General features: G+C 59.8%; 26 protein-coding genes. 10 read left to right on the forward strand and 16 right to left on the reverse strand.

What is annotated here, in order from left to right:
- Positions 1-37: 37 nt before the first annotated feature.
- The 8 genes from pyrC to ruvA all read right to left on the reverse strand — a co-directional run bounded on the left by pyrC (position 38) and on the right by ruvA (position 8,771).
- Positions 38-1,075 carry a dihydroorotase gene (gene pyrC / locus B9Z50_RS03170; RefSeq protein WP_108362182.1) on the reverse strand — a complete coding sequence of 346 codons (1,038 nt, stop codon included), beginning with the start codon at positions 1,073-1,075 and terminating at the stop codon, positions 38-40.
- Positions 1,076-1,638: 563 nt separating this feature from the next.
- A complete protein-coding gene (locus B9Z50_RS03175) occupies positions 1,639-2,394 on the reverse strand; it encodes an amino acid ABC transporter ATP-binding protein (protein WP_108362183.1) in 756 nt (251 codons plus the stop codon).
- Positions 2,395-2,408: 14 nt separating this feature from the next.
- A complete protein-coding gene (locus B9Z50_RS03180) occupies positions 2,409-3,509 on the reverse strand; it encodes an amino acid ABC transporter permease (RefSeq protein WP_233249727.1) in 1,101 nt (366 codons plus the stop codon).
- A gap of 1 nt (position 3,510) precedes the next feature.
- Positions 3,511-4,710: an amino acid ABC transporter permease gene (locus B9Z50_RS03185; protein WP_233249728.1), complete on the reverse strand. Its 1,200-nt coding sequence runs from the start codon at positions 4,708-4,710 to the stop codon at positions 3,511-3,513.
- A gap of 83 nt (positions 4,711-4,793) precedes the next feature.
- On the reverse strand, positions 4,794-5,822 hold the full coding sequence (locus B9Z50_RS03190) for an amino acid ABC transporter substrate-binding protein (RefSeq protein WP_108362184.1): 1,029 nt from the start codon (positions 5,820-5,822) through the stop codon (positions 4,794-4,796).
- Positions 5,823-6,113: 291 nt separating this feature from the next.
- Positions 6,114-7,058: a LysR substrate-binding domain-containing protein gene (locus B9Z50_RS03195; RefSeq protein WP_108362185.1), complete on the reverse strand. Its 945-nt coding sequence runs from the start codon at positions 7,056-7,058 to the stop codon at positions 6,114-6,116.
- A gap of 72 nt (positions 7,059-7,130) precedes the next feature.
- Positions 7,131-8,183: a Holliday junction branch migration DNA helicase RuvB gene (gene ruvB / locus B9Z50_RS03200; protein ID WP_108362186.1), complete on the reverse strand. Its 1,053-nt coding sequence runs from the start codon at positions 8,181-8,183 to the stop codon at positions 7,131-7,133.
- A gap of 12 nt (positions 8,184-8,195) precedes the next feature.
- Positions 8,196-8,771, reverse strand: a complete 576-nt coding sequence (gene ruvA / locus B9Z50_RS03205) for a Holliday junction branch migration protein RuvA (protein WP_108362187.1) — start codon at positions 8,769-8,771, stop codon at positions 8,196-8,198.
- 93 nt (positions 8,772-8,864) lie between these two features.
- Between ruvA and B9Z50_RS03210 the strand changes: the two genes are divergently transcribed.
- Positions 8,865-9,845 (forward strand): PhoH family protein, encoded by a 981-nt coding sequence (locus B9Z50_RS03210; protein WP_108362188.1) that lies wholly within the window; start codon positions 8,865-8,867, stop codon positions 9,843-9,845.
- Positions 9,846-9,865: 20 nt separating this feature from the next.
- Positions 9,866-10,321, forward strand: a complete 456-nt coding sequence (gene ybeY / locus B9Z50_RS03215; protein WP_108362189.1) for an rRNA maturation RNase YbeY — start codon at positions 9,866-9,868, stop codon at positions 10,319-10,321.
- 385 nt (positions 10,322-10,706) lie between these two features.
- Here the strand turns inward: ybeY and dbpA are convergent, their stop codons facing one another.
- The 4 genes from dbpA to tyrS form a co-directional block, all read right to left on the reverse strand.
- Positions 10,707-12,116, reverse strand: coding sequence for an ATP-dependent RNA helicase DbpA (gene dbpA, locus B9Z50_RS03220; RefSeq protein WP_108362190.1), 1,410 nt, complete (start codon positions 12,114-12,116; stop codon positions 10,707-10,709).
- An 88-nt stretch (positions 12,117-12,204) separates the two neighbouring features.
- Positions 12,205-12,648, reverse strand: coding sequence for a D-aminoacyl-tRNA deacylase (gene dtd, locus B9Z50_RS03225; RefSeq protein WP_108362191.1), 444 nt, complete (start codon positions 12,646-12,648; stop codon positions 12,205-12,207).
- Positions 12,645-13,571: a cation diffusion facilitator family transporter gene (locus B9Z50_RS03230; RefSeq protein WP_108362192.1), complete on the reverse strand. Its 927-nt coding sequence runs from the start codon at positions 13,569-13,571 to the stop codon at positions 12,645-12,647. The genes dtd and B9Z50_RS03230 overlap by 4 nt, the downstream gene beginning before the upstream one ends.
- A 49-nt stretch (positions 13,572-13,620) precedes the next feature.
- Entirely contained in the window at positions 13,621-14,853 is a 1,233-nt protein-coding gene (gene tyrS, locus B9Z50_RS03235) for a tyrosine--tRNA ligase (RefSeq protein WP_108362193.1), read from the reverse strand.
- A 142-nt stretch (positions 14,854-14,995) separates the two neighbouring features.
- On the opposite strand from tyrS, the gene B9Z50_RS03240 reads away from it, so the two are divergent.
- On the forward strand, positions 14,996-16,462 hold the full coding sequence (locus B9Z50_RS03240) for a M23 family metallopeptidase (RefSeq protein ID WP_108362194.1): 1,467 nt from the start codon (positions 14,996-14,998) through the stop codon (positions 16,460-16,462).
- Between the two features lie 80 nt (positions 16,463-16,542).
- Complete coding sequence (locus tag B9Z50_RS03245; RefSeq protein ID WP_108362195.1) at positions 16,543-17,682, forward strand: anhydro-N-acetylmuramic acid kinase; 1,140 nt, start codon at positions 16,543-16,545, stop codon at positions 17,680-17,682.
- A gap of 33 nt (positions 17,683-17,715) precedes the next feature.
- Here B9Z50_RS03245 and erpA read toward each other — a convergent pair whose 3' ends face one another.
- From erpA to rplM, 3 genes are all read right to left on the reverse strand, one after another.
- Positions 17,716-18,081, reverse strand: a complete 366-nt coding sequence (erpA, locus tag B9Z50_RS03250) for an iron-sulfur cluster insertion protein ErpA (RefSeq protein ID WP_108362196.1) — start codon at positions 18,079-18,081, stop codon at positions 17,716-17,718.
- 166 nt (positions 18,082-18,247) lie between these two features.
- Positions 18,248-18,640 (reverse strand): 30S ribosomal protein S9, encoded by a 393-nt coding sequence (rpsI, locus tag B9Z50_RS03255; protein WP_019426472.1) that lies wholly within the window; start codon positions 18,638-18,640, stop codon positions 18,248-18,250.
- A gap of 11 nt (positions 18,641-18,651) precedes the next feature.
- Positions 18,652-19,083, reverse strand: a complete 432-nt coding sequence (gene rplM, locus B9Z50_RS03260) for a 50S ribosomal protein L13 (protein WP_053172306.1) — start codon at positions 19,081-19,083, stop codon at positions 18,652-18,654.
- Positions 19,084-19,280: 197 nt separating this feature from the next.
- On the opposite strand from rplM, the gene B9Z50_RS03265 reads away from it, so the two are divergent.
- From B9Z50_RS03265 to B9Z50_RS03290, 6 genes are all read left to right on the forward strand, one after another.
- Entirely contained in the window at positions 19,281-20,168 is an 888-nt protein-coding gene (locus B9Z50_RS03265; protein WP_108362197.1) for a 23S rRNA (adenine(2030)-N(6))-methyltransferase RlmJ, read from the forward strand.
- A gap of 169 nt (positions 20,169-20,337) precedes the next feature.
- Positions 20,338-21,369: a 1,2-phenylacetyl-CoA epoxidase subunit PaaA gene (paaA, locus tag B9Z50_RS03270; protein WP_108362198.1), complete on the forward strand. Its 1,032-nt coding sequence runs from the start codon at positions 20,338-20,340 to the stop codon at positions 21,367-21,369.
- Positions 21,366-21,662 carry a 1,2-phenylacetyl-CoA epoxidase subunit PaaB gene (paaB, locus tag B9Z50_RS03275; RefSeq protein WP_108362199.1) on the forward strand — a complete coding sequence of 99 codons (297 nt, stop codon included), beginning with the start codon at positions 21,366-21,368 and terminating at the stop codon, positions 21,660-21,662. The genes paaA and paaB overlap by 4 nt, the downstream gene beginning before the upstream one ends.
- 20 nt (positions 21,663-21,682) lie before the next feature.
- Positions 21,683-22,465, forward strand: a complete 783-nt coding sequence (gene paaC, locus B9Z50_RS03280; protein WP_108362200.1) for a 1,2-phenylacetyl-CoA epoxidase subunit PaaC — start codon at positions 21,683-21,685, stop codon at positions 22,463-22,465.
- Positions 22,466-22,640: 175 nt separating this feature from the next.
- A complete protein-coding gene (gene paaD / locus B9Z50_RS03285; RefSeq protein ID WP_108362201.1) occupies positions 22,641-23,195 on the forward strand; it encodes a 1,2-phenylacetyl-CoA epoxidase subunit PaaD in 555 nt (184 codons plus the stop codon).
- Between the two features lie 24 nt (positions 23,196-23,219).
- On the forward strand, positions 23,220-24,323 hold the full coding sequence (locus tag B9Z50_RS03290; RefSeq protein ID WP_108362202.1) for a 2Fe-2S iron-sulfur cluster-binding protein: 1,104 nt from the start codon (positions 23,220-23,222) through the stop codon (positions 24,321-24,323).
- Between the two features lie 11 nt (positions 24,324-24,334).
- On the opposite strand, the gene B9Z50_RS03295 is transcribed toward B9Z50_RS03290, so the two are convergent.
- Complete coding sequence (locus B9Z50_RS03295) at positions 24,335-26,179, reverse strand: ABC transporter ATP-binding protein/permease (protein WP_108362203.1); 1,845 nt, start codon at positions 26,177-26,179, stop codon at positions 24,335-24,337.
- Positions 26,180-26,207 lie beyond the last annotated feature (28 nt).

The raw sequence follows: 26,207 nt of genomic DNA on the forward strand, positions 1-26,207 counted from the left end.
GAGGCGTGCGCGCAGCGGTGCCCGGCCCGGTTGGGGTTCAGCCCGCCACCAGACGCCACGGCAGGCTTTCTCCCGAACGCAGGGGCTTGAGTTCGGCTTCGCCGAAAGCAAAGCTTTCAGCAGGCGTCCAGCTTTCGCGGCGCAGGGTGACCCGGTCCGTGTTGCGCGGCAAGCCGTAAAAGTCGGCGCCAAAGAAGCTGGCAAAGCCTTCGAGCTTGTCCAGTGCACTGGCCTGCTCAAAAGCCTCGGCATACATCTCGATGGCGGCGTGTGCGGTGTAGCAACCGGCGCAACCGCTGGCGTGCTCTTTGAGGTGCGCCGGGTGGGGGGCACTGTCGGTGCCCAAGAAGAAACGGGCGTTGCCACTGGTGGCCGCTTGCACCAGCGCCAGGCGGTGGGTTTCGCGCTTGAGCACGGGCAGGCAGTAGTAATGCGGGCGAATACCGCCTGTGAAGATGGCGTTGCGGTTGTACAGCAGGTGGTGTGCCGTGATGGTGGCGCCCAGGTTGGCGTCACCAGCGGCCACATACTCGGCGGCTTCTTTCGTGGTGATGTGTTCCATCACAATTTTCAGGCCTGGAAAGTCACGGCGCAGTGGCTTGAGCTGTTGTTCGATGAACACCGCTTCGCGGTCGAACAGGTCGATGTCGGACGAGGTGACTTCGCCATGAACCAGCAGCAGCACACCTTCGCGTTGCATGGCTTCAAGTACGGGGTAGATTTTGCGCAGGTCGGTCACGCCCGCGTCGCTGTTGGTGGTGGCGCCTGCCGGGTAGAGCTTGCAGGCCACCACGCCTGCGGCCTTGGCGCGGGCAATTTCGGCCGGGGCCAAGTTGTCTGTCAGGTACAGCGTCATGAGTGGCTCAAAGGCCATGCCCGCTGGCACAGCGGCCAGGATGCGCTGCTTATAGGCCCGCGCCTGCTCGGCGGTGGTCACGGGCGGCTTGAGGTTGGGCATGATGATGGCACGGCCGAATTGGGCGGCGGTGTGAGGCACCACCACGTTCAGGGCGGCGCCGTCGCGCACATGCAGGTGCCAGTCGTCGGGGCGAATGAGGGTGAGTTCTTGGGTCATGGGGTGTATTGTCTCAAACCTGTGGGCCGGGGCGTTGAGTGAAGGTTGCTTGAACCTGCGGTGGGGGCATGCAGAAGCCGGGGCTCCTGGGAGAACGGCTCGTAGAACCAGAGGTGGGGCTGCGGGCCGGGGCTCATACTCGCAAGCTCGCCAAATCGCCCCAACCCGCAGCCCCACCTCTGGTGAGAGCGTTGGTGGTGAACGGGTAGAAAGAAGCCAAGCCTATTTACAAGACCAGCGAAACGTCGGGTCTTGAATTCCGGGGGCGAGCGAAGCAATGCCCCGCAAGGACTTCATGCCGTTCTGGCAGGGCTGAGCAGCGCAGCAGCGGGCGGATCAGGGCGGGTGCTTGTTTGAGCGAAGCGAGTTTGCACCCGACCCCGCCCGCTGCGAGCAGCGCAAGGAACCCGAAGGGCCCTGACTGCGGCTCGCCTTTCTTTGCTTACTTTCTTTGGCGAAGCAAAGAAAGTGAGTGCGCTGCCGGGCGCAATCCCGGCCAAGGACGCTCAAAAGCACCCAACATTTCATCGGGATCTGACCCCAATTAAATGACCCCAATGAAATCAATGCCCCAGGATCTTGGACAGGAAATCCTGCGCCCGGTCGGTCTGCGGCGCATCAAAGAACTGCTGGGGAGGCGCTTGTTCAACCACCTGGCCCTGGTCCATGAAGATCACGCGATCGGCCACCGCCTTGGCAAAACCCATCTCGTGCGTCACGCACAACATGGTCATGCCCTGGCTGGTCAGCTCGATCATCACGTCCAGCACTTCCTTGATCATCTCGGGGTCGAGCGCCGACGTGGGCTCATCGAACAACATGATCTTGGGGGTCAGGCACAGCGCTCGCGCGATCGCCACGCGCTGCTGCTGACCGCCGGACAACTGCAGCGGGTACTTGTTGGCGTGTTCGGCAATGCGCACACGCTCGAGCTGCACCATGGCTTTGTCAACGGCTTCCTTGCGCGGCATCTTGGCCACCCAGGTGGGTGACAAGATCAGGTTTTCCATCACCGTCAGGTGAGGGAACAGGTTGAACTGCTGGAACACCATGCCGACTTCGCGGCGCACTTTGTCGATGCCTTTGAGGTCATCGCCGAGCACGGTGCCGTCCACCGTGAGCGTGCCTTCCTGGTATTCCTCCAGGGCATTGATGCAGCGGATCAAGGTGGATTTGCCCGAGCCCGAAGGGCCGCAAATGACCACTTTTTCGCCTTTGGCGAACTGCAGGTTGACGTCACGCAACACGTGGTAGCCGTTGCTGGCGTACCACTTGTTGACGCCTTTGAACTCGATGAGGGGGGTAGCGTTGGAGGTCATAGGGGGTCTTTCGTTCAGCGGACTTTGCTCACGGCCGTGCGCTCTTCGATCCACAGGCTGTAGCGCGACATGGCAAAGCAGAACGCGAAATAAATGAAGGTGATGAACAGGTAGGCTTCGATCTTGAAGGGGCGCCAGTCGGCGTCCGAGTTGAGCGCCAAGCCCAATGCGCCCGTGAGCTCATAGAGCGACACGATGGTCACCAGAGAGGTGTCCTTGAACAGGCCAATGAAGGTGTTCATGATGGACGGCACCACGGTGGCCAAGGCTTGGGGCAAAACGATCATGCGCTGGGTCTGCCAGTAGCTCAGGCCCAAGGTGGCGGCCGCTTCGGTCTGGCCCTTGGGCAAAGCTTGCAAGCCACCGCGGATCACCTCGGCCATGTAGGCCCCAGAAAACAGCGTGATGCCCACCACCACGCGCACCAGCACATCGATCTTCACGCCCTCGGGCATGAACAGCGGCAGCATGAACGAGGCCATGAACAGCACCGTGATCAGCGGCACGCCGCGAACCAGCTCCACATAGAGCGTGCACAGGGTCTTGATGGCGGGCATGTTGGAGCGACGGCCCAGCGCCACGAAGATGGCCAGCGGAAAGGCCAGCGTCATGGAAATCACGGTGAGCATGACCGTGAGCGGCAAGCCACCCCACTGGTCGGTGTCGACCTCGGTCAGGCCGAAAAATCCGCCCTTCATCAGCACGAAATAAACCACCAGCATCACGGCCCAGATCAGCGGCAGTGTCTTGCTCCAAAAACGCGGCATGCAGCTGATGACCACCACGCCCAACATGAGGGCAGTGGCGATCACCGGACGCCAGTGCTCGGTCTCGGGGTAACGGCCCATCACGATCAAGCGGCCTTTTTCGGAGATCACGCCCCAGCAAGCCCCCACGCCACGCACGTCGTTGCAAGCTTGTAAGTTGCTGCCGAAGACAGCTTGCAACGCGGCCCAGTCGAGCGAGGAGACCAGCGCCCACAGGCACACGGCCAGCAGCGCCAGCGACATCAGGCTGTTGCCAGGAGTGGAGAAGAGGTTGCTGCGCAACCAGGCCACAGGGCCAGAGCTGCGCCCGGGCATGGGCCGGGCTTCGATGGATTTGAAAACGTTCATGTCAGCGCTCCTGGATGGCGGCACTGGCGTTGAACCAGTTCATGAGGGCCGAAGTGAGAAGGGACAGGGTAAGGTACACCAGCATGACAATCGACAAGGCTTCAATGGCGCGGCCAGTTTGGTTGAGCGTTGTATTGGCGATCGAGACCAATTCGGGGTAGCCAATGGCCACAGCCAAGGACGAGTTCTTGGTCAGGTTCAGGTACTGGCTGGTCAGCGGCGGGATGATCACACGCAAGGCCTGCGGCAGCACCACCAATCGCATCGATTGGCTTTTGCTCAGGCCCAAAGAGGCCGAGGCCTCATGCTGGCCCTGTGACACCGAAGCAATGCCCGAGCGCACGACTTCGGCAATGAATGAAGCGGTGTAAAACACCAGGCCACAGAGCAAGGCCATGAATTCAGGACTGAACGCACCACCGTCTTCGATCTGGAAGTCACCCTTTTTGGGCAAGTCCCATTCGTTGGGGGCACCACCGACCAGCCAACCAAGCACAGCCAGCACCAGCGTGACCGCCAGCGACACGACCCACACCGGTCGGGTGTGGCCTGTGCGCTCAAAATGCGCACGCGCCAAGCGGCGGTAAAACCAAGCAAACAACACACCCAAGCCCACCCCCACCAAAGCCAGGGTCTGACCCAATTGCCACACAGGCCAGGGGAAGGAAATGCCGTTTTTGCTCAGAAAGAAATATCCTGCATTCCAAGCGTTGTCGAGGTCAGGCAGCACCTCGGTGAAAACCAGATACCAGATGAGCAACTGCAGATAAACCGGCACATTGCGGAAAAATTCGACATAGGCGTAACAAATTTTTCGCACCAAAAAGTTGGCTGAAAAACGACCGACACCCACCAAGACGCCCAAAACGGTGGCCAACACAATGCCGATCACCGCCACCTTGAGCGTGTTGAGCATGCCAATGGCAAAAGCGACAAAGTAGGAGCTGTTGTGCGCGTACTCGATCACCGTTTCGCTGATGTCAAAGCCAAACGGTTGAAACAAAAAGTCGTAGCCGCTTTGAATGCCGCGCAGGCGCATGTTGGTGAGCGTGTTGCGCACCAGCAAGGCCACCAAGGCCAGCGCTGAGAGGATGGCGACGACCTGGTAGATGACCGAACGCCCTTCGCGGCTGCGCCACGAAATCGATCGGTTTTTCTTACCAGGCAAAGGCCTGGCCTCGATCATGGAAAAGTGGGACATGGGAACTGCCTGAAAAATGATGGAGGGGTAAAAAATACGCCCCATGAAGGGGCGTATTCAGAACCTTCAAAAAAGGCAGGTGATCAACGCAGCGGTGCGGCGTACATCAGGCCACCCTTGTTCCACTGGTTGTTCAGGCCACGTGGCAGGTTGATGGCGGTCTTGGGGCCGACGTTGCGCTCGAACATTTCGCCGTAGTTGCCGGTTGTCTTGATGGCGCGGGCCAACCACTCCTTGTCCAGGCCCAGGTGCTTACCCAAGTCTTCGGTGGCACCCAACAGGCGTCCAATTTGGGGGTTGTCGCTGGTTTTCATCTGGTCCACATTGGCTTGGGTGATGCCGTACTCTTCGGCTTCGACCAGACCGGCCAGCACCCATTTGTTGATGGCAAACCACTCGTCGTCACCACGGCGCACCATCGGGCCCAAGGGCTCTTTGGAGATCAGATCGGGCAAGATGACATGCTCAGCAGGATTTTTGGCTTCCTTGGCACGCACCGAGGCCAGGCCCGATGCGTCGGTGGTGTACGCCTGGCAGCGGCCAGCGAAGTATGCGCCGGTAGCGGCTTCGACTTTTTCAAACACCACAGGCTTCAAGTTGAGCTTGTTGGCGCGGGAGAAGTCGGTCAGGTTCTTTTCGGTGGTGGTGCCAGACTGCACGCACACGGTGGCACCCTTGAGCTGCTTGGCGCTGGTGATCTTGCCCTTTTTGACCATGAAGCCTTGGCCGTCATAGTAGTTGGCACCGATGAAGTGCAGGCCCAAGGAGCCGTCACGGTTCAAGGTGTTGGTGGTGTTGCGGGCCAGCACGTCGACTTCGCCAGACTGCAAGGCGGTGAAGCGCTGCTGTGCGGTCAGGGGCACGTATTTGACTTTGGTCGCGTCGCTCAGCACGGCAGCAGCTACGGCACGGCAGTGGTCCACATCCAGACCCGACCAGTTGCCACTGGAGTCAGCGGCGGAAAAACCGGCCAGACCGGTGTTGACACCGCAGACGATTTGGCCGCGCTGCTTGATCTGGTCCAGGGTTTTACCCGCCATGGCGGATGTGGCCGCCAACAAGCCGGCTGTGGCCAGCAAAGTGCCGATCAAGGTTTGTGTCATTTTCTTCATGGTATGAATCCTCTTGTGAAATGGTCAGTAGCAAAATGCCACAGGCTGATTAAATGCTAATTTTGTCAATGCACGGCCTAGGAGCTTCCCTAGGATTTACCCCCTCAGATGGACGGGTTTGCACCAACTTGACACCCTGTGATGGGGACCTTCATCACTTGCACAAAATGTGCCCACCCGTTCAGGCGCTCATCTTGCGCATACTTTGGTGGTCGTGAAAGCCGCCAGTGTATCCCCTGCGCCCCATCGGATGACCTTCAAAGTCCCGAGGCCCCAAAAGGCAAGGGCTCCTCAACGTGAAGAATGCACCGAAGAAGTGCTTTGCGTCAGGTGTTGCCACAAACCCTGTGCGGCATTTTGGCCTTGGGCCTGGGCGGAGCACTTTTCACGGTAAGCCCTCACCTCCATGCTCAGGGCCAAGCTGGGGCCATCGGGCAAGGACACTTCGATCAAGGCCCCCGAAAGAATCTCTTTTTTCACGGCGCTGCGGGGCAAAAATGCGATGCCATGGCCCTCCAGCGCCATGGCCTTGAGCCCCTCGGCCATGTCGGTCTCATAGACACGGTCCAGATGCACGGGCACACCTGCCTGCTTCAAAATCCAATCGGTCACACCCCCCAAATAAGCACCGTGTGCGTAGCCGAGATACGGAAGTGGGCGTGCAGCATGACCGGGCAAACTGAACAACGCCCGCCCATCGGGTGTGCTTTGCACATAGGGCGCAATGACCTCATGCCCCAACACCACCATGTCATAACGCTCGGGGTCAAGTTGCAGGGGCTGCGAGGGGTGGTGGTAAGCGATCAACAGATCGCACCCGCCCTCCACCAGACGCATCGCCGCGTCGTGCACGTTCAACGCCATGAGTCGGCTTTTCATGGGTCCAAAGGTCTCGCGCAAGCTGGCCACCCAGGTTGGAAAAAACGTGAACGCCAAGGTGTGCGGCACAGCAAACTGAATGATGTCCTGGCCCGCCGCATTGTGGCCGCGCAGCATGGCCCGGGTATTTTGCAGCGACTGCAGCATCTCCAGCGCCTGGGCGTACAAGGTCTCGCCCGCAGGGGTGAGCCGGGTCGGGTAGGAGCTGCGGTCGACCAAGTCTGCACCAGCCCAAGCCTCCAGCGATTGGATGCGCCGGGAAAACGCCGGTTGCGTGACGTGCCTCAGTTGCGCGGAGCGGCTGAAACTGCGCGTTTCAGCCAAGCTCACAAAATCTTCAAGCCATTTGGTTTCCATGCGCGCATTATCGGTTCAGCCCCAGGCCAAGCGCCCAGCGTTCACGCCGGCCAACGCACGAAGTCCTCCGCTTCAGAATTTCTCACCAAAGGATTTGGGCGGCGTGACACCCAGATGCCGAAACGCCGCCAAGGTGGCCATGCGCCCGCGTGGGGTGCGCTGCAAATAGCCTTGTTGGATCAAATACGGCTCGATCACGTCTTCGATCGTGTCGCGCTCCTCGCCAATGCTGGCGGCGATGTTGTCCAAACCGACCGGGCCACCATCAAACCGGTGGATCACCGCTTCGAGCAATTTGCGGTCCATCAGGTCAAAACCTTCCGGGTCCACGTCCAGCATGACCAAGGCTTTTTGCGCGATGCCTTTGTAGATGGTGCCGTCCCCCTTCACATCCGCATAGTCACGCACCCGGCGCAGCAAGCGGTTGGCGATGCGTGGCGTACCGCGTGAGCGGCGGGCAATCTCGAACGAGCCTTCCGGGTCAATCGGCGCCTTGAGCAAGCCAGCACTGCGCGTCACGATGCGGGTCAGCTCTTCGGGGGTGTAGAACTCCAGGCGCGACACGATGCCAAAGCGGTCGCGCAAGGGGTTGGTGAGCATGCCCGCCCGCGTGGTCGCACCCACCAGCGTGAAAGGCTGGAGATCGAGCTTGATGCTGCGCGCCGCCGGGCCTTCACCGATCATGATGTCGATTTGGTAGTCCTCGAGCGCCGGGTACAAGATCTCTTCGACCACGGGCGACAGGCGGTGGATCTCGTCAATGAAGAGCACATCGTTGCGCTCCAGGTTGGTCAAAAGCGCAGCCAAATCCTTGGGCTTTTCGAGCACCGGGCCGCTGGTCTGGCGCAGGTTCACACCCAACTCGGCGGCGATGATGTGGCTGAGCGTCGTCTTGCCCAGGCCCGGCGGGCCAAACAGCAGCACATGGTCCAGCGGCTCTTCGCGCATCTTGGCCGCGCTGATGAAAATCTCCAGCTGCTCGCGCACCTTGACTTGGCCGACGTATTCGTCGAGCAGTTTGGGGCGCAAGGCGCGTTCAATGGCCTCTTCCTGGTGCGACACAGGAGCGGCGGAAATCACCCGAGGTTCGGGCTGCGGAGCGAAGTCGTCGGTGCGGATGCTCATGGCTCAGTTCACTTATTTGTTCAAAGCCTTGAGCGCCAGCTTGATGCCCTCGCTCACGCCCACGTCCACGGGCAGGCTCTTGAGGGCTGCAGCAGCTTCTTTGTCGCTGTAGCCCAGCGCCAGCAAGGCTTGTTGGATGTCGCTTTGGGCGTCGCTTGTATTCACCGCAAACAAACCGCCCAGGTCACCGCCCAGCTTGCCTTTGAGTTCCAGCAACAGGCGCTCGGCGGTCTTTTTGCCAATGCCCGGCACTTTGACCAAACGGCCGACTTCTTGGGTGGTGATGGCCTGCGCCAAATCGGTCACGCTCATGCCCGACAACACGCTCAAAGCGGTGCGGGGCCCCACGCCAGAGATTTTGATGAGCTGACGAAAGGCCTCGCGTTCGGCCAGTGTGGCAAAGCCATACAGGATTTGCGCATCTTCACGCACCACAAAGTGTGTGACCAAACTGACCTTTTCGCCCGTGGCGGGCAAGTTGTAAAACGTGCTCATGGGCACATTCACCTCGTAGCCCACGCCATGGCAGTCCACGATCACCTCGGGGGGGTTCTTGTCGCTCAAGATGCCGGTGAGTTTGCCAATCATGGGGGGTGACGCCTTAAATGCCTGTGATGGGAGAAAATGCGCATTTGTCCTGGCCGTCCTGGCCACAAACTTCGCGCAGCTAGGATTATCAACTTGATCGTCAGACACACCTTCACGCCGCACAACAACACCCGCCTGTCGCACCTGTGCGGCCCCATGGACGCGCACCTGCGCACCATCGAAGCTGGCTTGCAGGTGAGCATTGCGCACCGACACGAGCAGTTCAAGGTGGACGGACCCAAGGCCGTGGCCATGCGGGCCATGGAAATCTTGCAAGCGATCTATGAGCGGGCTGACCGCCCAATTTCACCCGACATGGTTCAACTCATGCTGGTGGGCGACAGCGGGGGCGAAGAAGCCAACTTGCCCGCCTTGCAAACTCGCCGTGCCGACCTGAAGGCCCGCACCCCGGTCCAGGCCGCCTACCTGGAGAGCATCGCCTCACACGACATCACCTTTGGCATCGGGCCAGCCGGCACGGGCAAGACCTACCTGGCGGTGGCCTGTGCGGTGGACGCGCTGGAGCGCGCCAGTGTGCAACGCATCGTGCTCACGCGTCCGGCCGTCGAAGCCGGTGAACGACTGGGCTTTTTGCCGGGTGACCTGTCGCAAAAGGTCGACCCCTATTTGCGCCCGCTGTACGACGCGCTGTACGACCTGATGGGCTACGACAAGGTGCAAAAGGCTTTCGAGCGCAATGCGATCGAAATCGCGCCGCTGGCCTTCATGCGCGGGCGCACCCTGAACAACGCGTTTGTGATCCTGGACGAGGCGCAAAACACCTCCACCGAACAAATGAAAATGTTCCTCACCCGCATCGGCTTTGGCGCCAAAGCCGTGGTCACGGGCGATGTGAGCCAGATCGACTTGCCCAAGGGACAGCTGAGCGGGCTGATCGACGCCGAGCGCGTGCTCAAGCGCGTCAAGGGCATTGCCTTCACGCGCTTTTCGAGTGCCGACGTGGTGCGCCACCCGCTGGTGGCCCGCATTGTGGACGCCTACGACGCGCAAGGCAGCGCCGCCATGCGCTCTGGCATCACGACCCGCCGCAAACCTTTGCCGTCCGACGATTGAAATCCAAACCTCATACCCCCATGGCCCTGAAACAGCTTCAACTGTCCCTGCAATTTGGCGACATCCCCTATGCAGCCCGCCACCGCGCCGCCCTGCCCCGCCACACCGTGGCCCGTTGCATCCGCCACGCGCTGGCCGATGACGCCGAAATCACGGTGCGTATCGTGGGCGAAGAAGAAGGCCGGGCATTGAACCTCAGTTACCGCAAAAAAGACTACGCCACCAACGTCCTGACCTTCGATTACGAACAAGAACCCGTGGTGATGGCCGATTTGGTGCTGTGCGCCCCGGTGGTGGCGCGTGAGGCCAAGGAGCAAGGCAAGACGCTGGCGGCGCATTACGCCCATTTGCTGGTGCACGGCACTTTGCACGCCCAGGGCTGGGACCATGAGACCAGCACCGCCGATGCCGAGGAGATGGAGGCCTATGAGGTGGTGATTTTGGCGGGTTTGGGTCTCAAGAACCCCTACGTTTGAGTTCTCTAGCATCCTGTTTTTCGGGTAGGCCCCGAAAAGCTTGTGCTGGGAGGCCTCAAATAGAGTGGGGCCGGGTTCCTCATAACGGGGTACCGTAAATCGTCACCCGGCCCCACCCCATTCAAGGCCGTGGTGCGTTTTAACGCCCCTGATCTCTGAGTCGCGTCAAAACCCACGGGAAAACTTCAAAAAGAAGGCCACTCGTTCATTGGCATTTTTTTGCCAAACAGACCACCCAGGTGTGTGAGGGGATGCGGCGGGTGACGATTTTCGGTACCCCGTTATGAGGAACCCGCCGCATCCCCTCACACACCGCCCCAACAAAATGCACACACCGCCCAAGCAAAAGAGGCACACAGCCCAAGCACAGGCAAAAGCAAAGCCGTCAGAGCAACCGAACCTTCACGCTCTTGCCCTTGATCTTGCCGTGTGACAACTGTGCCTCCACCTTTTTGGCCAACTCCGCCTGCACCGCCACATAGGTCGAAAACTCGTTCACATTGATCTTGCCCACCTGCTCGCGGGTCAAACCACACTCGCCCGCCAGCGCCCCCATCACGTCACCCGCCCGAATCTTCTCTTTGCGACCGCCCACGATTTGCAGCGTGCGCATGGGCGGCTTCAAAAGGCCACCCGCAGCGGGCACCACATCGGCCAACGGGGCCCAAGTCGACTCTCGGCCTTGCATGACTTCAATCTTGCCGACCGCACCCATCTCGTCCATGCTGGCCAGCGTGAGCGCCAGGCCTTCGGCATCACCCCGGCCGGTGCGGCCAATGCGGTGGATGTGGATTTCGGGGTCGGGCGTCACGTCCACGTTGATCACGGCCTCCAGGCCCTCCACATCCAACCCGCGTGAGGCCACATCGGTGGCCACCAGCACCGAACAACTGCGGTTGGCAAACTGCACCAGCACCTGGTCGCGTTCGCGTTGCTCCAACTCGCCAAACAACGCCAGCGCGCTGTAGCCCTGGGCTTGCAGCACCGCCACCAGATCACGGCACTGCTGCTTGGTGTTGCAAAACGCGAGCGTGCGTTCGGGGCGGAAATGCGCCAAGAGTCTCGACACAGCGTCCAGTCGCTGACTTTCGCTGACTTCGTAAAACACCTGACGGATCTTGTGAGCACTGTGCTGCGCCTGCACTTTCACGGTCTGCGGTGAACGCATGAACTGCGCAGCCAACTTGGCGATGCCCTCGGGGTAGGTGGCCGAAAACAGCAGGGTCTGGCGGTCTTTGGCACACTGACGCACCACTTTGGCGATGTCGTCGAAAAAGCCCATGTCCAGCATGCGGTCGGCCTCGTCCAACACCAGCGTATTGACGCCCGCCAAACTCAGCGAACCGCGCTCCAAATGGTCCAAGATGCGACCGGGCGTTCCCACCACCACATCGGCACCGTGCTCCAGACTCAGCGTCTGGCCGCGCAGAGCCACACCGCCACACAGGGTGACGACTTTCACGTTTTGACGGGCACGGGCGAGGCGCCTGATTTCTTGCGTGACTTGGTCGGCCAACTCGCGGGTAGGGCACAAAACCACGGCCTGAATGGCGGTGCTGGGCGAGCCCGCGCTTTGCAAGCGCTCAATCAAAGGCAGGCCAAAGGCGGCCGTTTTGCCGCTGCCCGTGCTGGCTTGGGCGATCAGGTCTTGACCTGCCAACGTCACAGGTAAGCTGGCCGCCTGGATGGGCGTCATCTGGGTGTAGCCCAGTTGTTCGAGGTTTTGAAGGGTGGCGGGGGCCAGCGCAAGCTGGTCAAAGCGAACGGATGTCGCGTCTTGGTTTTTGGCAGTCATCCACCGATTATCGGTGGCAGCGCTTGGAAATCGCCGTTGCGCTGCAGGCTCGTGTCAAGTCTGCGGCACCCACATCGGTTTCAATGGCTCAAGCGCTCATGCGCATCGGAATGGTGATCGGCCCATCGTTCACCAGCGACACCTTCATGTCGGCCGCAAATTGCCCCGTCTGCACGACCGGATGCGCGGCTCGGGCCCGCGCCAGAAAATGCTCATACAAACGCCGACCGTCTTCGGGCGCCGCCGCCAGCGTGAAGCTCGGGCGGTTACCCCCGGCCAGATCGGCGGCCAGTGTGAACTGGCTGACCACCAGCAAGCCACCGCCCACGTCTTGCACGCTCAGGTTCATCTTGCCCGCCTCGTCGCTGAAGATGCGCAGCTTGAGCATCTTGGCCAGCAGTTTGTCGGCCACCGCTTCGGTGTCGCCTTTTTCGGCGCACAGCAGCACCAACAAGCCCGCATCAATCTGGCCGATCACCGCCCCATCCACCCGCACGCTGGCTTCACTCACTCTTTGCAACACCGCGATCATTTCAAGTCCCTCGCATCGTCAAAATGCGCCTCCACATCACTGGGCAAAAGCTGGATGGTGGCCCGCAAGCCAGGCACTTCGCTCATCAGCGCCTGCTCCACACTGGCGCGCAAGGCAGCGGCTCGGCCCAGCGTCCAACTGGCAGGCATGTGCATGTGCACGTCCACAAAACGGCGTTGTCCGGCCTTGCGGGTGTTCAAGTGGTCAAAGCGGATGATCTCGGTCTGGCCGCGCTGGTGGGCAAAGCCATCGAGCACTTGCTGCACATCGGCCAACACCTCAGGCTCCAGCGCCTCGTCCATCAAACCCTGCGAAGACCGCCAAACCAGACTCCAGCCTTCTTTCAGAATATTCAGGGCCACGCCAATGGCGACAACGGCATCCAGCCACAGCCAGCCGGTGGCACTGACCAGAGCAATGCCCACCACCACGCCTGCCGATGTCCAGACGTCGGTCACCAAGTGCCGGGCATCCGCTTCCAGCGCCAGCGAGCGGTGCTGCCGGGCGGCGCGAAACATCAACCAGGCCAGCAAACCGTTCAGGGACGAACTGACCACCGACAAGGCCAGGCCCCAGCCGACCTGCTCGATGGGCTGCGGATCGAACAAACGATGAACCGCCACCCACATGATGCCCAAGGCGGCGACCAAAATCAGGATGCCTTCAAAGCCGGAAGAAAAATACTCGGCCTTGTGGTGTCCGTAAGGGTGGTCATCGTCGGCGGGGCGTGCCGCAATCGTCACCATCATCAAACCGAACACCGCGCTGGCCAGGTTGACCAGCGACTCCATGGCGTCCGACAGCAAACCGACCGAACCCGTCAACCACCAAGCCCCGGTCTTGAGGGCGATGGTGAGCAAGGCCACCACCACCGATGCCGACAGCATGCGCGACGGCGTCATCCAAGCATCCACTTTTTTCATAGGCTCAGGATACCCTCAGTGGATGGCCTTACCGTGCGCCAGCCACCTGTCAAGACAGCGTGACTTTGGCAAATTTGCGCTTGCCCACCTGCACCACATAAGTGCCCGCTTCGAGTTTCAGGCCCTTGTCGCTGACCACGCTGGAGTCCACACGCACACCGCCGCCGTCGATCAGGCGTCCGGCCTCCGTGGACGACGGCGCCAAACCCGCTGACTTGAGCAAGGCCCCAATGCCCATGGGCGCACCCGACAGGGTCACCTCAGGAATGTTGTCCGGCACACCGCCCTTGCTGCGGTTGATGAAATCCTGCTCAGCCGCGTCGGCGGCACCTGCGCTGTGGAAACGGGCGGTGATTTCCTTGGCCAGCATGACCTTGGCGTCTTTGGGGTTGCGCCCCCCTTCGACTTCTTTTTTCAGCGCCTCGATCTCGGCCATCGACTTGAAGGACAGCAGGGTGTACCAGCGCCACATCAAGGTGTCTGAAATGCTCAGCACCTTGGCGAACATGGTGTTGGGCTCTTCAGCAATGCCGATGTAGTTGTTCTTGGACTTGGACATCTTGTCCACCCCGTCCAAGCCTTCGAGCAGCGGCATGGTCAAGATGCACTGAGGCTCCTGACCATACTCCGCCTGCAGGTGACGGCCCATCAGCAGGTTGAACTTCTGGTCGGTACCGCCCAGCTCCAGGTCGCTTTTGAGCGCGACCGAGTCGTAACCCTGCATCAACGGATACAGAAACTCGTGCACCGAAATCGGTGTGCCAGCCTTGAAGCGGTCATGGAAATCGTTGCGCTCCATCATGCGCGCCACGGTGTATTTGGCCGCCAGCTGGATCATGCCCATCGAGCCCAGTGGCAACGACCACTCACTGTTGTATCGGATCTCGGTTTTTGTGGGGTCCAGCACCATGCTGGCTTGTTTGTAATAGGTCTCAGCGTTGGCCTTGATCTGCTCAGGCGTGAGCGGCGGGCGGGTGCTGTTGCGGCCTGACGGATCCCCAATCAAGCTGGTGAAGTCACCAATCAAAAAGATCACCTGATGCCCCAAGTTCTGCAACTGGCGCATCTTGTTGAGCACCACGGTGTGGCCGATGTGGATGTCTGGCGCGGTCGGATCCAGACCCAGCTTGATGCGCAATGGCACACCCGTGGCCTCTGACTTGGCCAGCTTTTGTAACCAGTCTTCTTTCGGAATCAGCTCTTCACAGCCCCTCAAAGTTAATTCCAAAGAATTCAAAACACGGTCATTCACTGGATATTTTGTAACAAGCGCTTGATTCATAAGGGTTTTTTCTGTGTTGAACGAGGTATAGACCGATACAATTGGCCTTGCTGTTTGATACGCATTTTATGTGCGGCCTGAAGAACCTTGGCGTTGATCGCCCTGCTCTTTCACGGCGGACATCGCCCCCTATCCCCTTTTCATGCCGATCTTTTCCACCATTCAGTCAAAACTGATTTCTTTGCTGCTCAACGTTTTGTTCCTGTGCACGGCTGTGCTGGGCGCAATGTTGATTGCCGCGCAAAGATTTTTGGTTTGGCTGGATGCCTACCACCCACAGCTGAACCAGGCCCATCAGGTTTTGAATGGCTGGCTCAAGCGCCACCCCAAAACCATCGCTGCCACCTTGGCCAGCTTCTTGTTGGTGGGCGGCGGTGGCGCTTTTGCCGTGGCCAATCTGGGCCCAGACATTTCCGACCAACCTGTGGTCAACATCACAGTGCCTGTCGAGATCGCTCAGCTTGAATCTCAAGCCGAGTTGCTCGACCAGTTTGAAATCAACCTGACCCGAACAGAGCACACCCGCCCTTCCGATACGCCAGAATCTTTGCTGCGTCGATTGGGCCTTGTTGATGCTGAAGCTGCTGCTTTCTTGCGCAAAAATCCTTTGGCACGTCAGGCACTGCAGCAGGGTGGGCGTGCCGTGTCTGCTGAAGTCACCAGCCAACAATTGCTTCGCTCATTGAGCGTGCGCTGGCTCAAAAACGAAAGCGACACTTTTTTCCAGCGTCTTCGGGTCGAACGCTCCGTACAAGGTTTTCAAACGGCGCTTGAAACCTCCCCCATGAACACCAGCATCCGCATGACGGGTGGAACGGTGTCTCGCTCGCTCTACGATGCAGCCGATGAAGCCCGACTGCCTGACCCTGTCATTCATCAGCTGACACAGATTTTTTCGAACCAGATTGACTTTCACCGCACCTTGCGCAAAGGTGCTCGTTTTTCTGTTGTCTATGAAGTGCTTGAAGCTGACGGCGAGCCCTTGCGTACGGGCCGTGTGCTCAGCGCCGAATTCCACAATGACAACAAGCAATACGATGCCGTCTGGTTCCAGGAGCCGGGTCAAAAGGGCAATTATTACGACATGGACGGCAAAAGTTTGAGCCGCTCTTATTTGGCATCCCCACTGACCTTCTCTCGAAGGACCAGTGGTTTTGCTATGCGGCTGCACCCAATTTTCAAGACCCAACAAGCGCACCGAGGCGTTGACTATGCTGCCCCTACTGGAACATCCACCATGACCGTGGGTGATGGCGTGGTCACTTTTGCGGGTCGTCGAGGTGGCTACGGCAACGTGGTGGAAATTCGGCACGGTAACGGCCACTCCACCTTGTACGCGCACCTGAGCCGGATCCATGTTCGGAACGGTCAAACAGTCCAAAAAGGTCAAGTCATTGGTGCCGTGGGCTCCACAGGTTGGTCTACTGGACCCCATTTGCATTTTGAATTCCGCGTCAATGGCGTGCACGTTGACCCACAAAAAATCATTCAACAAGCCCAAAGCGGCCCCATTGCACCCACCTCCATGGGCCGTTTCGTGGCCTTGGTAGGTCAAGCCCAATCTCAGTTGCAAGCTGCATCTCAGATGAGGGATATCAGCAGTCAATAAGCGGGTGGAACCAAGGGCCATGTGAGGCCTGTTGATATCTGCCTCAGTCCTGCTTGAGGCCTACCGTTTTGCCGCTCTCCATGCCTGCCTCTTATTTCATCGGCCTCATGTCTGGCACCTCCTTGGATGGGGTAGATGGCGTTCTTGCACGTTTGGGCAGCGATGGACAACTTGAAGTGCTGGCCCATGACTTTGTGCCCTTCGCTGCGACTTTTCGCAGCGAATTGCTGGCGCTCAACCAAAGCGGCCCCGACGAACTGCACCGCAGCGCCCTGGTCGGCAACGCCATCGCTCGCCATTACGCCGACGTGGTGACCGCATTGCTGCAGCAAACTGGACTTCAGGCCGCCCAGGTCAGCGCCATCGGCGCTCATGGCCAGACCGTACGGCATCGGCCCCTGGAATTCGACGCAGATCCAGCGCGGCATTGGCCGGCTGTGGGCTATACCTTGCAACTGATCAACCCCGCCTTGCTGGCCGAACTGACGGGTATCGATGTGGTGGCGGACTTCAGAGGCAGGGACCTGGCAGCCGGAGGGCAAGGCGCACCTCTGGTGCCTGCTTTTCACCAAGGCGTGTTTGGCCAGCCCGGGCGCTGTGTGGCTGTCCTCAACATTGGAGGCATCGCTAACTTGAGCGTTCTCAAGGCCGATGGGACAGTGTTGGGCTGGGATTGCGGCCCGGGCAATGCCCTGATGGATTTCTGGTGCCATCGCCACACCGGACAAATCTTTGACCGCGACGGCGCTTGGGCGGCCAGTGGCCAGTTGCATCCTGAGCTGCTTTTCAACCTGGCCAGCGACCCTTTTCTGGGCAAGCCGCCACCCAAGAGCACCGGACGCGACCTGTTCAATCCCGCTTGGCTGCAACATCACTTGTCTTTGTTTGAAGACCTGAAACATGCCGATGTGCAGGCCACACTCTGCACCTTGACGGCTTACGCCAGCAGTCAGGATCTCTTGCGGTATGCCCCAGAGGCCAGCCAACTGGTCGTGTGTGGTGGTGGGGCCTTGAATGGTGAATTGATGCGCCAAATGTCAGCACACTTGCCAGGTGTGCCTGTTTTGAACAGTGAGGCCTTGGGCCTGCCACCGCTGCAAGTGGAGGCTGCCGCCTTTGCCTGGCTAGCTTTCAAAACTGTACGTCGTGAAACATCGAGCCTGCCAAGCGTCACGGGCGCCAGAGGCGCCCGTGTCTTGGGGGCCATTTACCCCCGGTGATGTCTGGCCAGCCCAGCTGGCCGCACCTTGCAATCAGGTCGAGAAAGAAGAGCCGCAGCCGCAAGTCGATGTGGCGTTCGGGTTCTTGATCACGAACTGAGCACCCTGCAGGTCTTCTTTGTAATCGATCTCGGCACCGATCAGGTACTGGTAGCTCATCGCGTCGATTAACAAAGACACGCCATTTTTGCTCATGGTCGTATCATCTTCATTGGTGATTTCATCGAAGGTGAAGCCATACTGGAAGCCTGAGCAGCCGCCACCTTGGACAAACACGCGCAGCTTCAAATCAGGGTTGCCCTCTTCGGCGATCAAATCGGCCACTTTGGCAGCGGCGCTGTCGGTGAAGACGATCGGTTCTGGCATTTCGGTCTGGATATTTTCAGCAACAGCGCTCATGGTGTTTCTCCGGTTTAATGCCAAATAGTATAGCGCGCTGGTCGGGAATTACCGCCCAGCCAATCCAGTAACGTTACTGGGCTCATGGGCTTTGCAACTGCCAAAGGACCAAAGAAAAAGCCGCTGCGGCGAACCGTAGCGGCTTTTGGCCAACAGGCAAAGCGGATTAACGCTTGGAGAACTGCTTGCGGCGGCGAGCGGAGTGCAAGCCAACCTTTTTACGTTCAACTTCACGGGCGTCGCGGGTGACAAAACCAGCTTGGCTCAGCACCGGCTTGAGCGAAGCGTCGTAGTCAATCAGGGCGCGGGTGATGCCGTGGCGCGATGCGCCGGCTTGACCAGATTCGCCGCCGCCGTGCACGTTGATCATGATGTCGAAAGTTTCGGCATGGTTGGTCAACATGAGGGGTTGCTTGGCGATCATGATCGAAGTCTCGCGGCCGAAGTAGGCTTGGATGTCCTTGCCATTGACCGTGATCTTGCCAGTGCCTTTTTTCAGAAACACGCGGGCGACGCTGGATTTGCGACGGCCTGTGCCATTGTTCCATTCACCAATCATCTCAAGGCTCCTTAGATGTCCAGCACTTTAGGCTGTTGGGCGGTGTGTGGATGCTCTGCGCCGCCATACACCTTGAGTTTCTTGATCATGGCGTAACCGAGTGGGCCCTTGGGCAGCATGCCCTTGACAGCCTTCTCGAGTGCGCGGCCAGGGTGCTTGGCTTGCATGTCGCGGAAGTTGGTTGCAGTGATACCGCCGGGATAGCCCGAGTGACGGTAATACACTTTGTCGAGTGTCTTGGTGCCAGTCACTTTGAGCTGGGCAGCATTGATGATGACGATGAAGTCACCGGTGTCGACGTGAGGCGTGTAAATGGCCTTGTGTTTGCCGCGCAAACGGAGAGCAACTTCGCTGGCTACTCGTCCGAGGACCTTGTCGGTCGCGTCAATCACAAACCACTCGTGCACGACCTCAGCGGGTTTTGCGCTGAAAGTTGTTGTCATGAGTTTTCTCTTTAAAGAAAGGTTTGTCGGGTCCTTTTCCACGGTCGGTGTTCCTCTTTTGGGAACCTCTTAGGTGGGAGATTGCTTGAACCTTTTCAGGCTTGGGCGTCTTCGCCGCGGGACCACTAAATCGCTGCGAAGCCTGCCATTATACGAAAAATCAAGGACTTGCAGAAGTTATTGGTTACCATCGACGCATGTTCAGTTACCGACACGCTTTCCACGCTGGCAACCATGCCGATGTACTCAAACACATCACCTTGCTCGCGACCATGCGCCACCTCATGCAAAAAGAGGCCGGCATCACACTCATTGACACCCACGCCGGGGCCGGTTTGTACCGCCTCGACGGCGATTATTCTCAAAAAGGGGCCGAGGCCGAAGACGGTCTCTTCAAGCTTTTGGAGGCGACAGAAAAGCTCAACGCGCTGCCTGAACCCCTGCAAGACTACCTAGAACAGATCGCCAGCTTCAACCCCAACGGACAAGCCAAAATTTACCCTGGCTCGCCGTTTTTGATGCAACGTCTGATGCGTCACGCATCCCGAGATCGCCTGCGCCTGTTCGAGTTGCACCCCACCGACAGCAAAGCCCTGATGTCCAACATCGCCCAACTTGAAGCTGGACGCACGGTCACGGTGAGTCGCGAAGACGGTTTTGAGGCCCTCAAAAAGCTGCTACCCCCGCCGCCATCGGCCACCGGCTCCAAGCGCGCCATGGTGCTGATCGACCCCAGCTACGAGATCAAATCCGATTACAGCAAAGTCGCCAGCGTCATCCAGGAATACATCAAGCGCTTTTCAACCGGCACTTACCTGGTTTGGTACCCCATCATTCCGCGCCCGGAGGCACACGACCTGCCCAAACGCTTGCGCACCTTGGCCAACCAATCCCAAAAACCCTGGCTCAACGCCACCTTGGCCATTGGCCGGGGACCCGGCGACGAAGGCGGCCTGGTGGCCAGTGGCATGTTTGTCATCAACCCACCCTTCACCCTCAAAGACCAAATCCGTCAGGCGCTGGATGTGGTCGGGCCCGCCTTGGCCAGGGGCTCTGGCAAAAATTGGGCCGTCGAGTCGTCTTGAACAGCCACTGGGCATTGCGGCGCTGAAACAGGCTTTTCCTTCGCCACATACGGCATCAGGGAAATACCTGAGCGCAAGCTGTTGAAATTAACCGACCGTACGGTCGGTTAATGGTTATACTGGCACCTGCGCCGCGATCATTCCATCCTGTTTGGCGCAGGAGAAGCCCATGTACACGCAATCTTTCAGCGTCCCTGACGGAACCGAGGACGTCAAATCTCCCGGCTTGAAGGCCGTTCCCAAAGCTCTGAACGCACAGGACGCCGCCCTGCAAGCGGCATTTGACGCCCGCATCGACGCCGACGGCCGCATCGAACCCCGCGAGTGGATGCCAGACGCCTACCGCAAAACCCTGGTGCGCCAGATCAGCCAGCACGCGCACAGCGAAATCGTCGGCATGCTGCCTGAAGGCAACTGGATCAGTCGCGCCCCGAGCCTCAAGCGCAAGGCCATTCTGATCGCCAAGGTGCAAGACGAAGGCGGCCATGGCCTGTACCTGTACAGCGCCGCCGAAACCTTGGGCACCAGCCGCGACCAAATGCTCGACGCACTGCATTCCGGAAAAGCCAAGTACAGCTCCATCTTCAACTACCCCACGCTCAACTGGGCCGATGTGGGCGTGGTGGGCTGGCTGGTCGATGGCGCGGCCATCATGAACCAGGTGCCCCTGTGCCGCTGCTCTTATGGCCCGTATGCCCGCGCCATGGTGCGTGTGTGCAAAGAAGAAAGTTTCCATCAGCGCCAGGGCTACGAAGCCCTGCTGGTCATGATGCAAGGTACGGCCGAGCAAAAAGCCATGGTGCAAGACGCGGTGAACCGCTGGTGGTGGAAGTGCCTGGCCATGTTCGGGCCGCCAGACGCCGACAGTCCCAACAGCGCGCAAGGCATGCGCTGGGGCATCAAGCGCATCAGCAACGACGACCTGCGCCAAAAGTTTGTGGACGCCACCGTGCCGCAAGCCAAAGTGCTGGGTGTGACCCTGCCCGACCCCGACCTGAAATGGAACGAAGCGCGCCAAGCCCACGACTACGGCCAGATCGACTGGGACGAATTCTGGGCCACCGTGAACGGCAACGGCCCCTGCAACAAAGAACGCTTGGGCGCCCGCGTCAAGGCCTGGAACGACGGCGCCTGGGTGCGCGAAGCGGCACTGGCCCACGCCAAGAAACAACAGCAACGTCAGATGAAGGAAGCAGCATGAGCAACGCCGCATTGAAAGAATGGCCTCTGTGGGAGGTCTTCGTCCGCTCCAAGCAAGGCTTGGAACACAAGCACTGCGGCAGTTTGCACGCGTCCGATTCTGAGCACGCCCTTCAAATGGCGCGTGATGTCTACACCCGCCGCCAAGAAGGCGTGAGCATCTGGGTCGTGCCCTCGGCCAATATTTCAGCCAGCGAGCCCAACGACAAGCCCGAATTTTTTGACCCGGCCAGCGACAAGGTGTACCGACACCCCACTTTCTACGTGATTCCAGATGAAGTGGGCCACATGTGAGCACGAACATGAGTGTCCCCATGAATGCCCCCATCGATTACCTGCTGCACCTGGCCGACAACGCGCTGATCCTCGGTCAGCGCAACGCCGAATGGTGTGGCCACGGCCCCATCCTCGAAGAAGACATCGCGCTGTCCAACAACAGCCTGGACTTGGTGGGCCAAGCCCGCATGCTTTACCAGCACGCGGCCGAGCTGCAAGGCGGTGGTGCCACCGAAGACACGCTGGCGTATTTCCGCGATGTGCCCGACTTCAAGAACTACACCTTGTGCGAATTGCCGCACATGCCGCTCATGTCGGCCACTGCCCAAGGCGACCGCGATTTCGCCATGACCATGGCGCGCAACTTTTTGTACAGCAGCCTGATGGTCCTGGTCTGGGACCAGCTGCAAAACTCCAAGGACGCCCAACTGGCCGCGATTGCCGCCAAGTCCCTCAAGGAAGTGCGCTACCACCTGCGCCACTCACGCGACTGGCTGGTGCGTCTGGGCGATGGCACCGACGAGTCCCATGCCAAAGTGCAAGCGGCGGTTGATCAGCTGTTGCCCTACACCCAGGAATTTTGGGCCAATAGCCCGCATGAAGCCGCCGCCCTGGCCAACGGCACGGGCATCGACATGGCCGCTTTGCAAAACGACTGGAACCAGATCGTGAATGAAGCGCTGCAAGAAGCCACCCTGCAGCGCCCAGCCGATGGCGGCTTTGTGCCCACAGGCAAACAAGGCATCCATTCAGAGCACCTGGGCTTTGTCTTGGCCGAAATGCAAAGCCTGGCCCGCGCCCACCCGCAAGCCACTTGGTAAGCTCAACATGAAGACCGTCCAAGCGACAGAGAGTCCCTCCTCCGTCACCGCGAGCCTATTTCCCGTCAGTGCGGTTCCCTCCCCCATCACTGCGGGCCTCCTCCCTGCCACTGCGGGCCACCTCCCTGTCACTTCGGTTCTCCCCCCCGTCACTGCGAGCGAAGCGAAGCAGTCCATGGACCCCACTGGATCGCCACTTCGCTTTGCTACCCACGATGACGAACAAGACATCTCTCGCGCTTGGGCACTGCTGGAGCAATTGACCGACCCGGAAATTCCAGTGGTTACTTTGCGCGAGCTGGGCATCTTGCGTGACGTGCGCGCAGGGGATGCAGGTCTGGAGGTGGTCATCACGCCCACTTACAGCGGCTGCCCAGCCATGGGCGCGATCGAAGACGATGTGAAAGCCCTTCTGCAAGCCCATGGACTGCAGGGCCGTGTGGTCACGCAACTGGCCCCCGCCTGGACCACCGACTGGATGACCGACGCCGCCAAGGACAAACTGCGCGCTTATGGCATCGCCCCGCCGCATGCCTGCGCGAGCAGCGCCAAAGGCGCGGCCAACGTGGTGCAGTTTGCAGCGCGCGGAGCCAAAGCCGAGGTGGTGAACTGCCCACAATGCGGCTCGGCCAACACCACCGAAACCTCCCACTTCGGCTCGACCGCCTGCAAGGCCCTTTACCGGTGCCTGGCCTGCATGGAGCCCTTCGATTACTTCAAACCTTACTGAGCGGCCTTGCCGCCGTGAAGCACCATGTCCGCATCCCGATTTCATGACCTCCCGATCGCACGCGTTAACCCCGAAGCCGCTGGTGCCGTGGCGATCACGCTGAACGTGCCCGCCGATCTGCGCAGCAGCTTCGACTTCCAGCCTGGTCAATTCTTGACCCTGCGTGCGGACATCAACGGCGCCGATGTGCGCCGCAGCTACTCCATCAGCTCGGCCCGCAGCCAGTTGCAAAAGAACGGTGTGCTCGAAGTGGGCATTCGCCCTGTGGAAGGTGGCGTGTTCTCTAACTGGGCTGCCTCCCAACTCAAAGCAGGCGATACGCTGCGCGTGATGCCGCCCGATGGTCGTTTTGTCGTGCAGCGCCCCCGAGCGATTCACCGCGTGGGTTTTGCGGCTGGCTCGGGCATCACGCCCATCTTGTCCATCCTGTCCAGCACCCTGGAAGACCAACCCGACAGCAAATTCACCCTGGTCTACGGCAACCGCCGCATGGACAGCGTGATGTTCAACGAAGCGCTGCAGGACCTGAAAGACCGCTACCCCTCACGCCTGACCTTGATCCATGTGCTCTCGCGCCAAGCGCAAGAAGTGCCATTGCTCGAGGGCCGCATCGACGGCGCCAAAGTGCAAGCCATCATCGACGCCTTTTTGCCTGTGGGCAGCATGGACGAGGTGTTCGTGTGCGGTCCAGAGGCCATGATCGAAGCCACCGAACAAGCCTTACTGACAGCTGGCGTGAAAGCCGAGCGCATCCGCACCGAGCGTTTCAGCTCGCCCACACTGGATGCACTGGCTCCCGAAGTCCGCGCCAAAGCCGTACTGGGCCACCCCGCCACGCGCGAGCAGGGTGAGGTTCAACTCACCGTGGTGCTGGACGGCAAGCCTTACGACATGCCAATGAACCGCAATGAGAAGATCCTGGACATCGCTTTGTCCCTGGGCCTGGACCTGCCCTACTCGTGCAAAGCCGGGGTGTGCTGCACCTGCCGCTGCAAGGTCATGGAAGGCACAACCGAGATGGAGAAGAACTTCACCCTCGAAAAGCCCGAAGTCGAGCAGGGCTTCATCTTGTCTTGCCAAGCCCGCCCCACCAGCGATCGCGTGGTGATCAGTTTCGACGAGCGCTGAAAAGCGCCCACTCACTCGCTCGACTGCTGCATCGCCCACATGCTGGCGTAACGGCCTTGTTGGGCCAGCAGCTCGGCATGGTTGCCGCGCTCGATGATCTGGCCCGCTTCCATCACCAAAATCTCGTGCGCGTCGACTACGGTGGACAAGCGGTGCGCGATCACCAGCGTGGTTTTGTTTTGCGCCACGCTGGCCAACTCAGACTGGATGGCGCGTTCGTTGGCCGAGTCGAGCGCTGAGGTGGCCTCGTCGAACACCAAAATCGGCGGGTCCTTGAGCAAGGTGCGGGCAATGGCCACGCGCTGTTTTTCACCGCCCGACAATTTCAGCCCACGCTCGCCCACCGAAGTTTGGTAACCCTTTGGCGTGGAAGCGATGAAGTCGTGGATGCGGGCCGAACGTGCAGCACCCTCGATCTCGGCTTGGCTGGCCCCAGGGCGGCCATAGGCGATGTTGTAGGCCACGCTGTCGTTGAACAGCACCGTATCTTGCGGCACGATGCCCAAGGCTTGGCGCACGCTGTTTTGGGTGACCTGACGAATGTCTTGCCCCGCGATGCGGATGAAGCCCTGCTGCACGTCGTAAAAACGGAACATCAAACGCGCCAGCGTGGACTTGCCCGAACCCGAAGGCCCAACCACCGCCACCGTTTTGCCCGCCGGGATGGTGAAGCTGATGTCTTTGAGGATCGGCCTGTCGCTTTCGTACGCAAACGACACGCGGTCAAACACCACATCGGGCGCACCTTTCAAAGCCAACGCAGGCGCACCAGGCGCATCGGCCACTTCGCGCTCGCGGTCCATCAGCACAAACATCTTGTCCAGGTCGGTCAGGCTTTGCTTGATCTCGCGGTACAGCACCCCCAAAAAGTTGAGCGGGATGTACAGCTGGATCATGAAGGCGTTGATCATGACCAAATCACCCAGCGTCATGCGCCCGGCCACCACACCTTCAGTGGCCCGCCAGAGCATGGCCACCAAGGCCGATGCGATGATGAGCTGCTGCCCCGTGTTGAGCACAGACAAGGAAGTTTGCGCCTTGAGCCGCGACAGGCGCAAACGCTCCAGGCTTTCGTCGTAACGACCCGCCTCGAAGCGTTCGTTGCCAAAATACTTGACGGTTTCATAGTTCAAGAGCGAGTCGATGGCGCGGGTGTGGGCGGCCGAATCGAACTCGTTGGCTTGTTTGCGAAACTGCGTACGCCACTCGGTGATGCGCACGGTGAAGAAAATATAAAACGCCAAGGCCGCCAACGTGATGCCTGCGAACCACGCATCGAACTTCACGGCCAAAATGGTCAGCACCAGGCCCACCTCGATCAGCGTGGGGATGATGCTGTAGAGCGAATACGAAATCAACGACTCGATGCCGCGCACGCCGCGCTCAATGTCGCGTGTCATGCCGCCGGTTTGTCGCGCCAAATGAAAGCGCAGGCTGAGTGCATGCAGGTGCTCAAAGGTTTGCAAGGCAATGCTGCGCGAGGCCCCCTGCGTGGCTTTGGCAAAAACCAGTTCGCGCAATTCGGTGAATGCGGACGTTAGCAAACGCAAGGCACCGTAACCCACCAACAAGGCCACTGGCACGACCAACACCGCTTGAGGATCGCCCGGCTTGAGGCTCATGGCGTCCACCAACTCCTTGAGCAGCAGGGGCACGCTCACGTTGGCCAGCTTGGCACACACCATGAGGCTGAGCGCAATGACCACACGCCATTTGTATTGCCACAAATAGGGCAAGAGGCGGGACAAGGTTTTCCAATCGCCACCCGCCGCAGGCTGTGAAGCAGCGCCTGAGGACGCGCCGGGCCGGGCGGAATGGGGTGAAGCAGGGGCAGCAGGCTCGCCGTGGTGGCGCATAAGGGACAATCCGATTTTGACGTTAACC

The organism is Limnohabitans sp. Bal53, from assembly GCF_003063355.1.
Taxonomy (GTDB): Bacteria; Pseudomonadota; Gammaproteobacteria; order Burkholderiales; family Burkholderiaceae_C; genus Limnohabitans_A.

Excerpts from the sequence above, each read along its gene's own strand:
- pyrC (WP_108362182.1), bottom strand. The coding sequence starts at position 1,075 with ATGACCCAAGAACTCACCCTCATTCGCCCCGACGACTGGCACCTGCAT.
- B9Z50_RS03175 (WP_108362183.1), bottom strand. The coding sequence starts at position 2,394 with ATGACCTCCAACGCTACCCCCCTCATCGAGTTCAAAGGCGTCAACAAG.
- B9Z50_RS03180 (WP_233249727.1), bottom strand. The coding sequence starts at position 3,509 with ATGAACGTTTTCAAATCCATCGAAGCCCGGCCCATGCCCGGGCGCAGC.
- B9Z50_RS03185 (WP_233249728.1), bottom strand. The coding sequence starts at position 4,710 with ATGTCCCACTTTTCCATGATCGAGGCCAGGCCTTTGCCTGGTAAGAAA.
- B9Z50_RS03190 (WP_108362184.1), bottom strand. The coding sequence starts at position 5,822 with ATGAAGAAAATGACACAAACCTTGATCGGCACTTTGCTGGCCACAGCC.
- B9Z50_RS03195 (WP_108362185.1), bottom strand. The coding sequence starts at position 7,058 with ATGGAAACCAAATGGCTTGAAGATTTTGTGAGCTTGGCTGAAACGCGC.
- ruvB (WP_108362186.1), bottom strand. The coding sequence starts at position 8,183 with ATGAGCATCCGCACCGACGACTTCGCTCCGCAGCCCGAACCTCGGGTG.
- ruvA (WP_108362187.1), bottom strand. The coding sequence starts at position 8,771 with ATGATTGGCAAACTCACCGGCATCTTGAGCGACAAGAACCCCCCCGAG.
- ybeY (WP_108362189.1), top strand. The coding sequence starts at position 9,866 with ATGGCCCTGAAACAGCTTCAACTGTCCCTGCAATTTGGCGACATCCCC.
- dbpA (WP_108362190.1), bottom strand. The coding sequence starts at position 12,116 with ATGACTGCCAAAAACCAAGACGCGACATCCGTTCGCTTTGACCAGCTT.
- dtd (WP_108362191.1), bottom strand. The coding sequence starts at position 12,648 with ATGATCGCGGTGTTGCAAAGAGTGAGTGAAGCCAGCGTGCGGGTGGAT.
- B9Z50_RS03230 (WP_108362192.1), bottom strand. The coding sequence starts at position 13,571 with ATGAAAAAAGTGGATGCTTGGATGACGCCGTCGCGCATGCTGTCGGCA.
- tyrS (WP_108362193.1), bottom strand. The coding sequence starts at position 14,853 with ATGAATCAAGCGCTTGTTACAAAATATCCAGTGAATGACCGTGTTTTG.
- B9Z50_RS03240 (WP_108362194.1), top strand. The coding sequence starts at position 14,996 with ATGCCGATCTTTTCCACCATTCAGTCAAAACTGATTTCTTTGCTGCTC.
- B9Z50_RS03245 (WP_108362195.1), top strand. The coding sequence starts at position 16,543 with ATGCCTGCCTCTTATTTCATCGGCCTCATGTCTGGCACCTCCTTGGAT.
- erpA (WP_108362196.1), bottom strand. The coding sequence starts at position 18,081 with ATGAGCGCTGTTGCTGAAAATATCCAGACCGAAATGCCAGAACCGATC.
- rpsI (WP_019426472.1), bottom strand. The coding sequence starts at position 18,640 with ATGATTGGTGAATGGAACAATGGCACAGGCCGTCGCAAATCCAGCGTC.
- rplM (WP_053172306.1), bottom strand. The coding sequence starts at position 19,083 with ATGACAACAACTTTCAGCGCAAAACCCGCTGAGGTCGTGCACGAGTGG.
- B9Z50_RS03265 (WP_108362197.1), top strand. The coding sequence starts at position 19,281 with ATGTTCAGTTACCGACACGCTTTCCACGCTGGCAACCATGCCGATGTA.
- paaA (WP_108362198.1), top strand. The coding sequence starts at position 20,338 with ATGTACACGCAATCTTTCAGCGTCCCTGACGGAACCGAGGACGTCAAA.
- paaB (WP_108362199.1), top strand. The coding sequence starts at position 21,366 with ATGAGCAACGCCGCATTGAAAGAATGGCCTCTGTGGGAGGTCTTCGTC.
- paaC (WP_108362200.1), top strand. The coding sequence starts at position 21,683 with ATGAATGCCCCCATCGATTACCTGCTGCACCTGGCCGACAACGCGCTG.
- paaD (WP_108362201.1), top strand. The coding sequence starts at position 22,641 with ATGGACCCCACTGGATCGCCACTTCGCTTTGCTACCCACGATGACGAA.
- B9Z50_RS03290 (WP_108362202.1), top strand. The coding sequence starts at position 23,220 with ATGTCCGCATCCCGATTTCATGACCTCCCGATCGCACGCGTTAACCCC.
- B9Z50_RS03295 (WP_108362203.1), bottom strand. The coding sequence starts at position 26,179 with ATGCGCCACCACGGCGAGCCTGCTGCCCCTGCTTCACCCCATTCCGCC.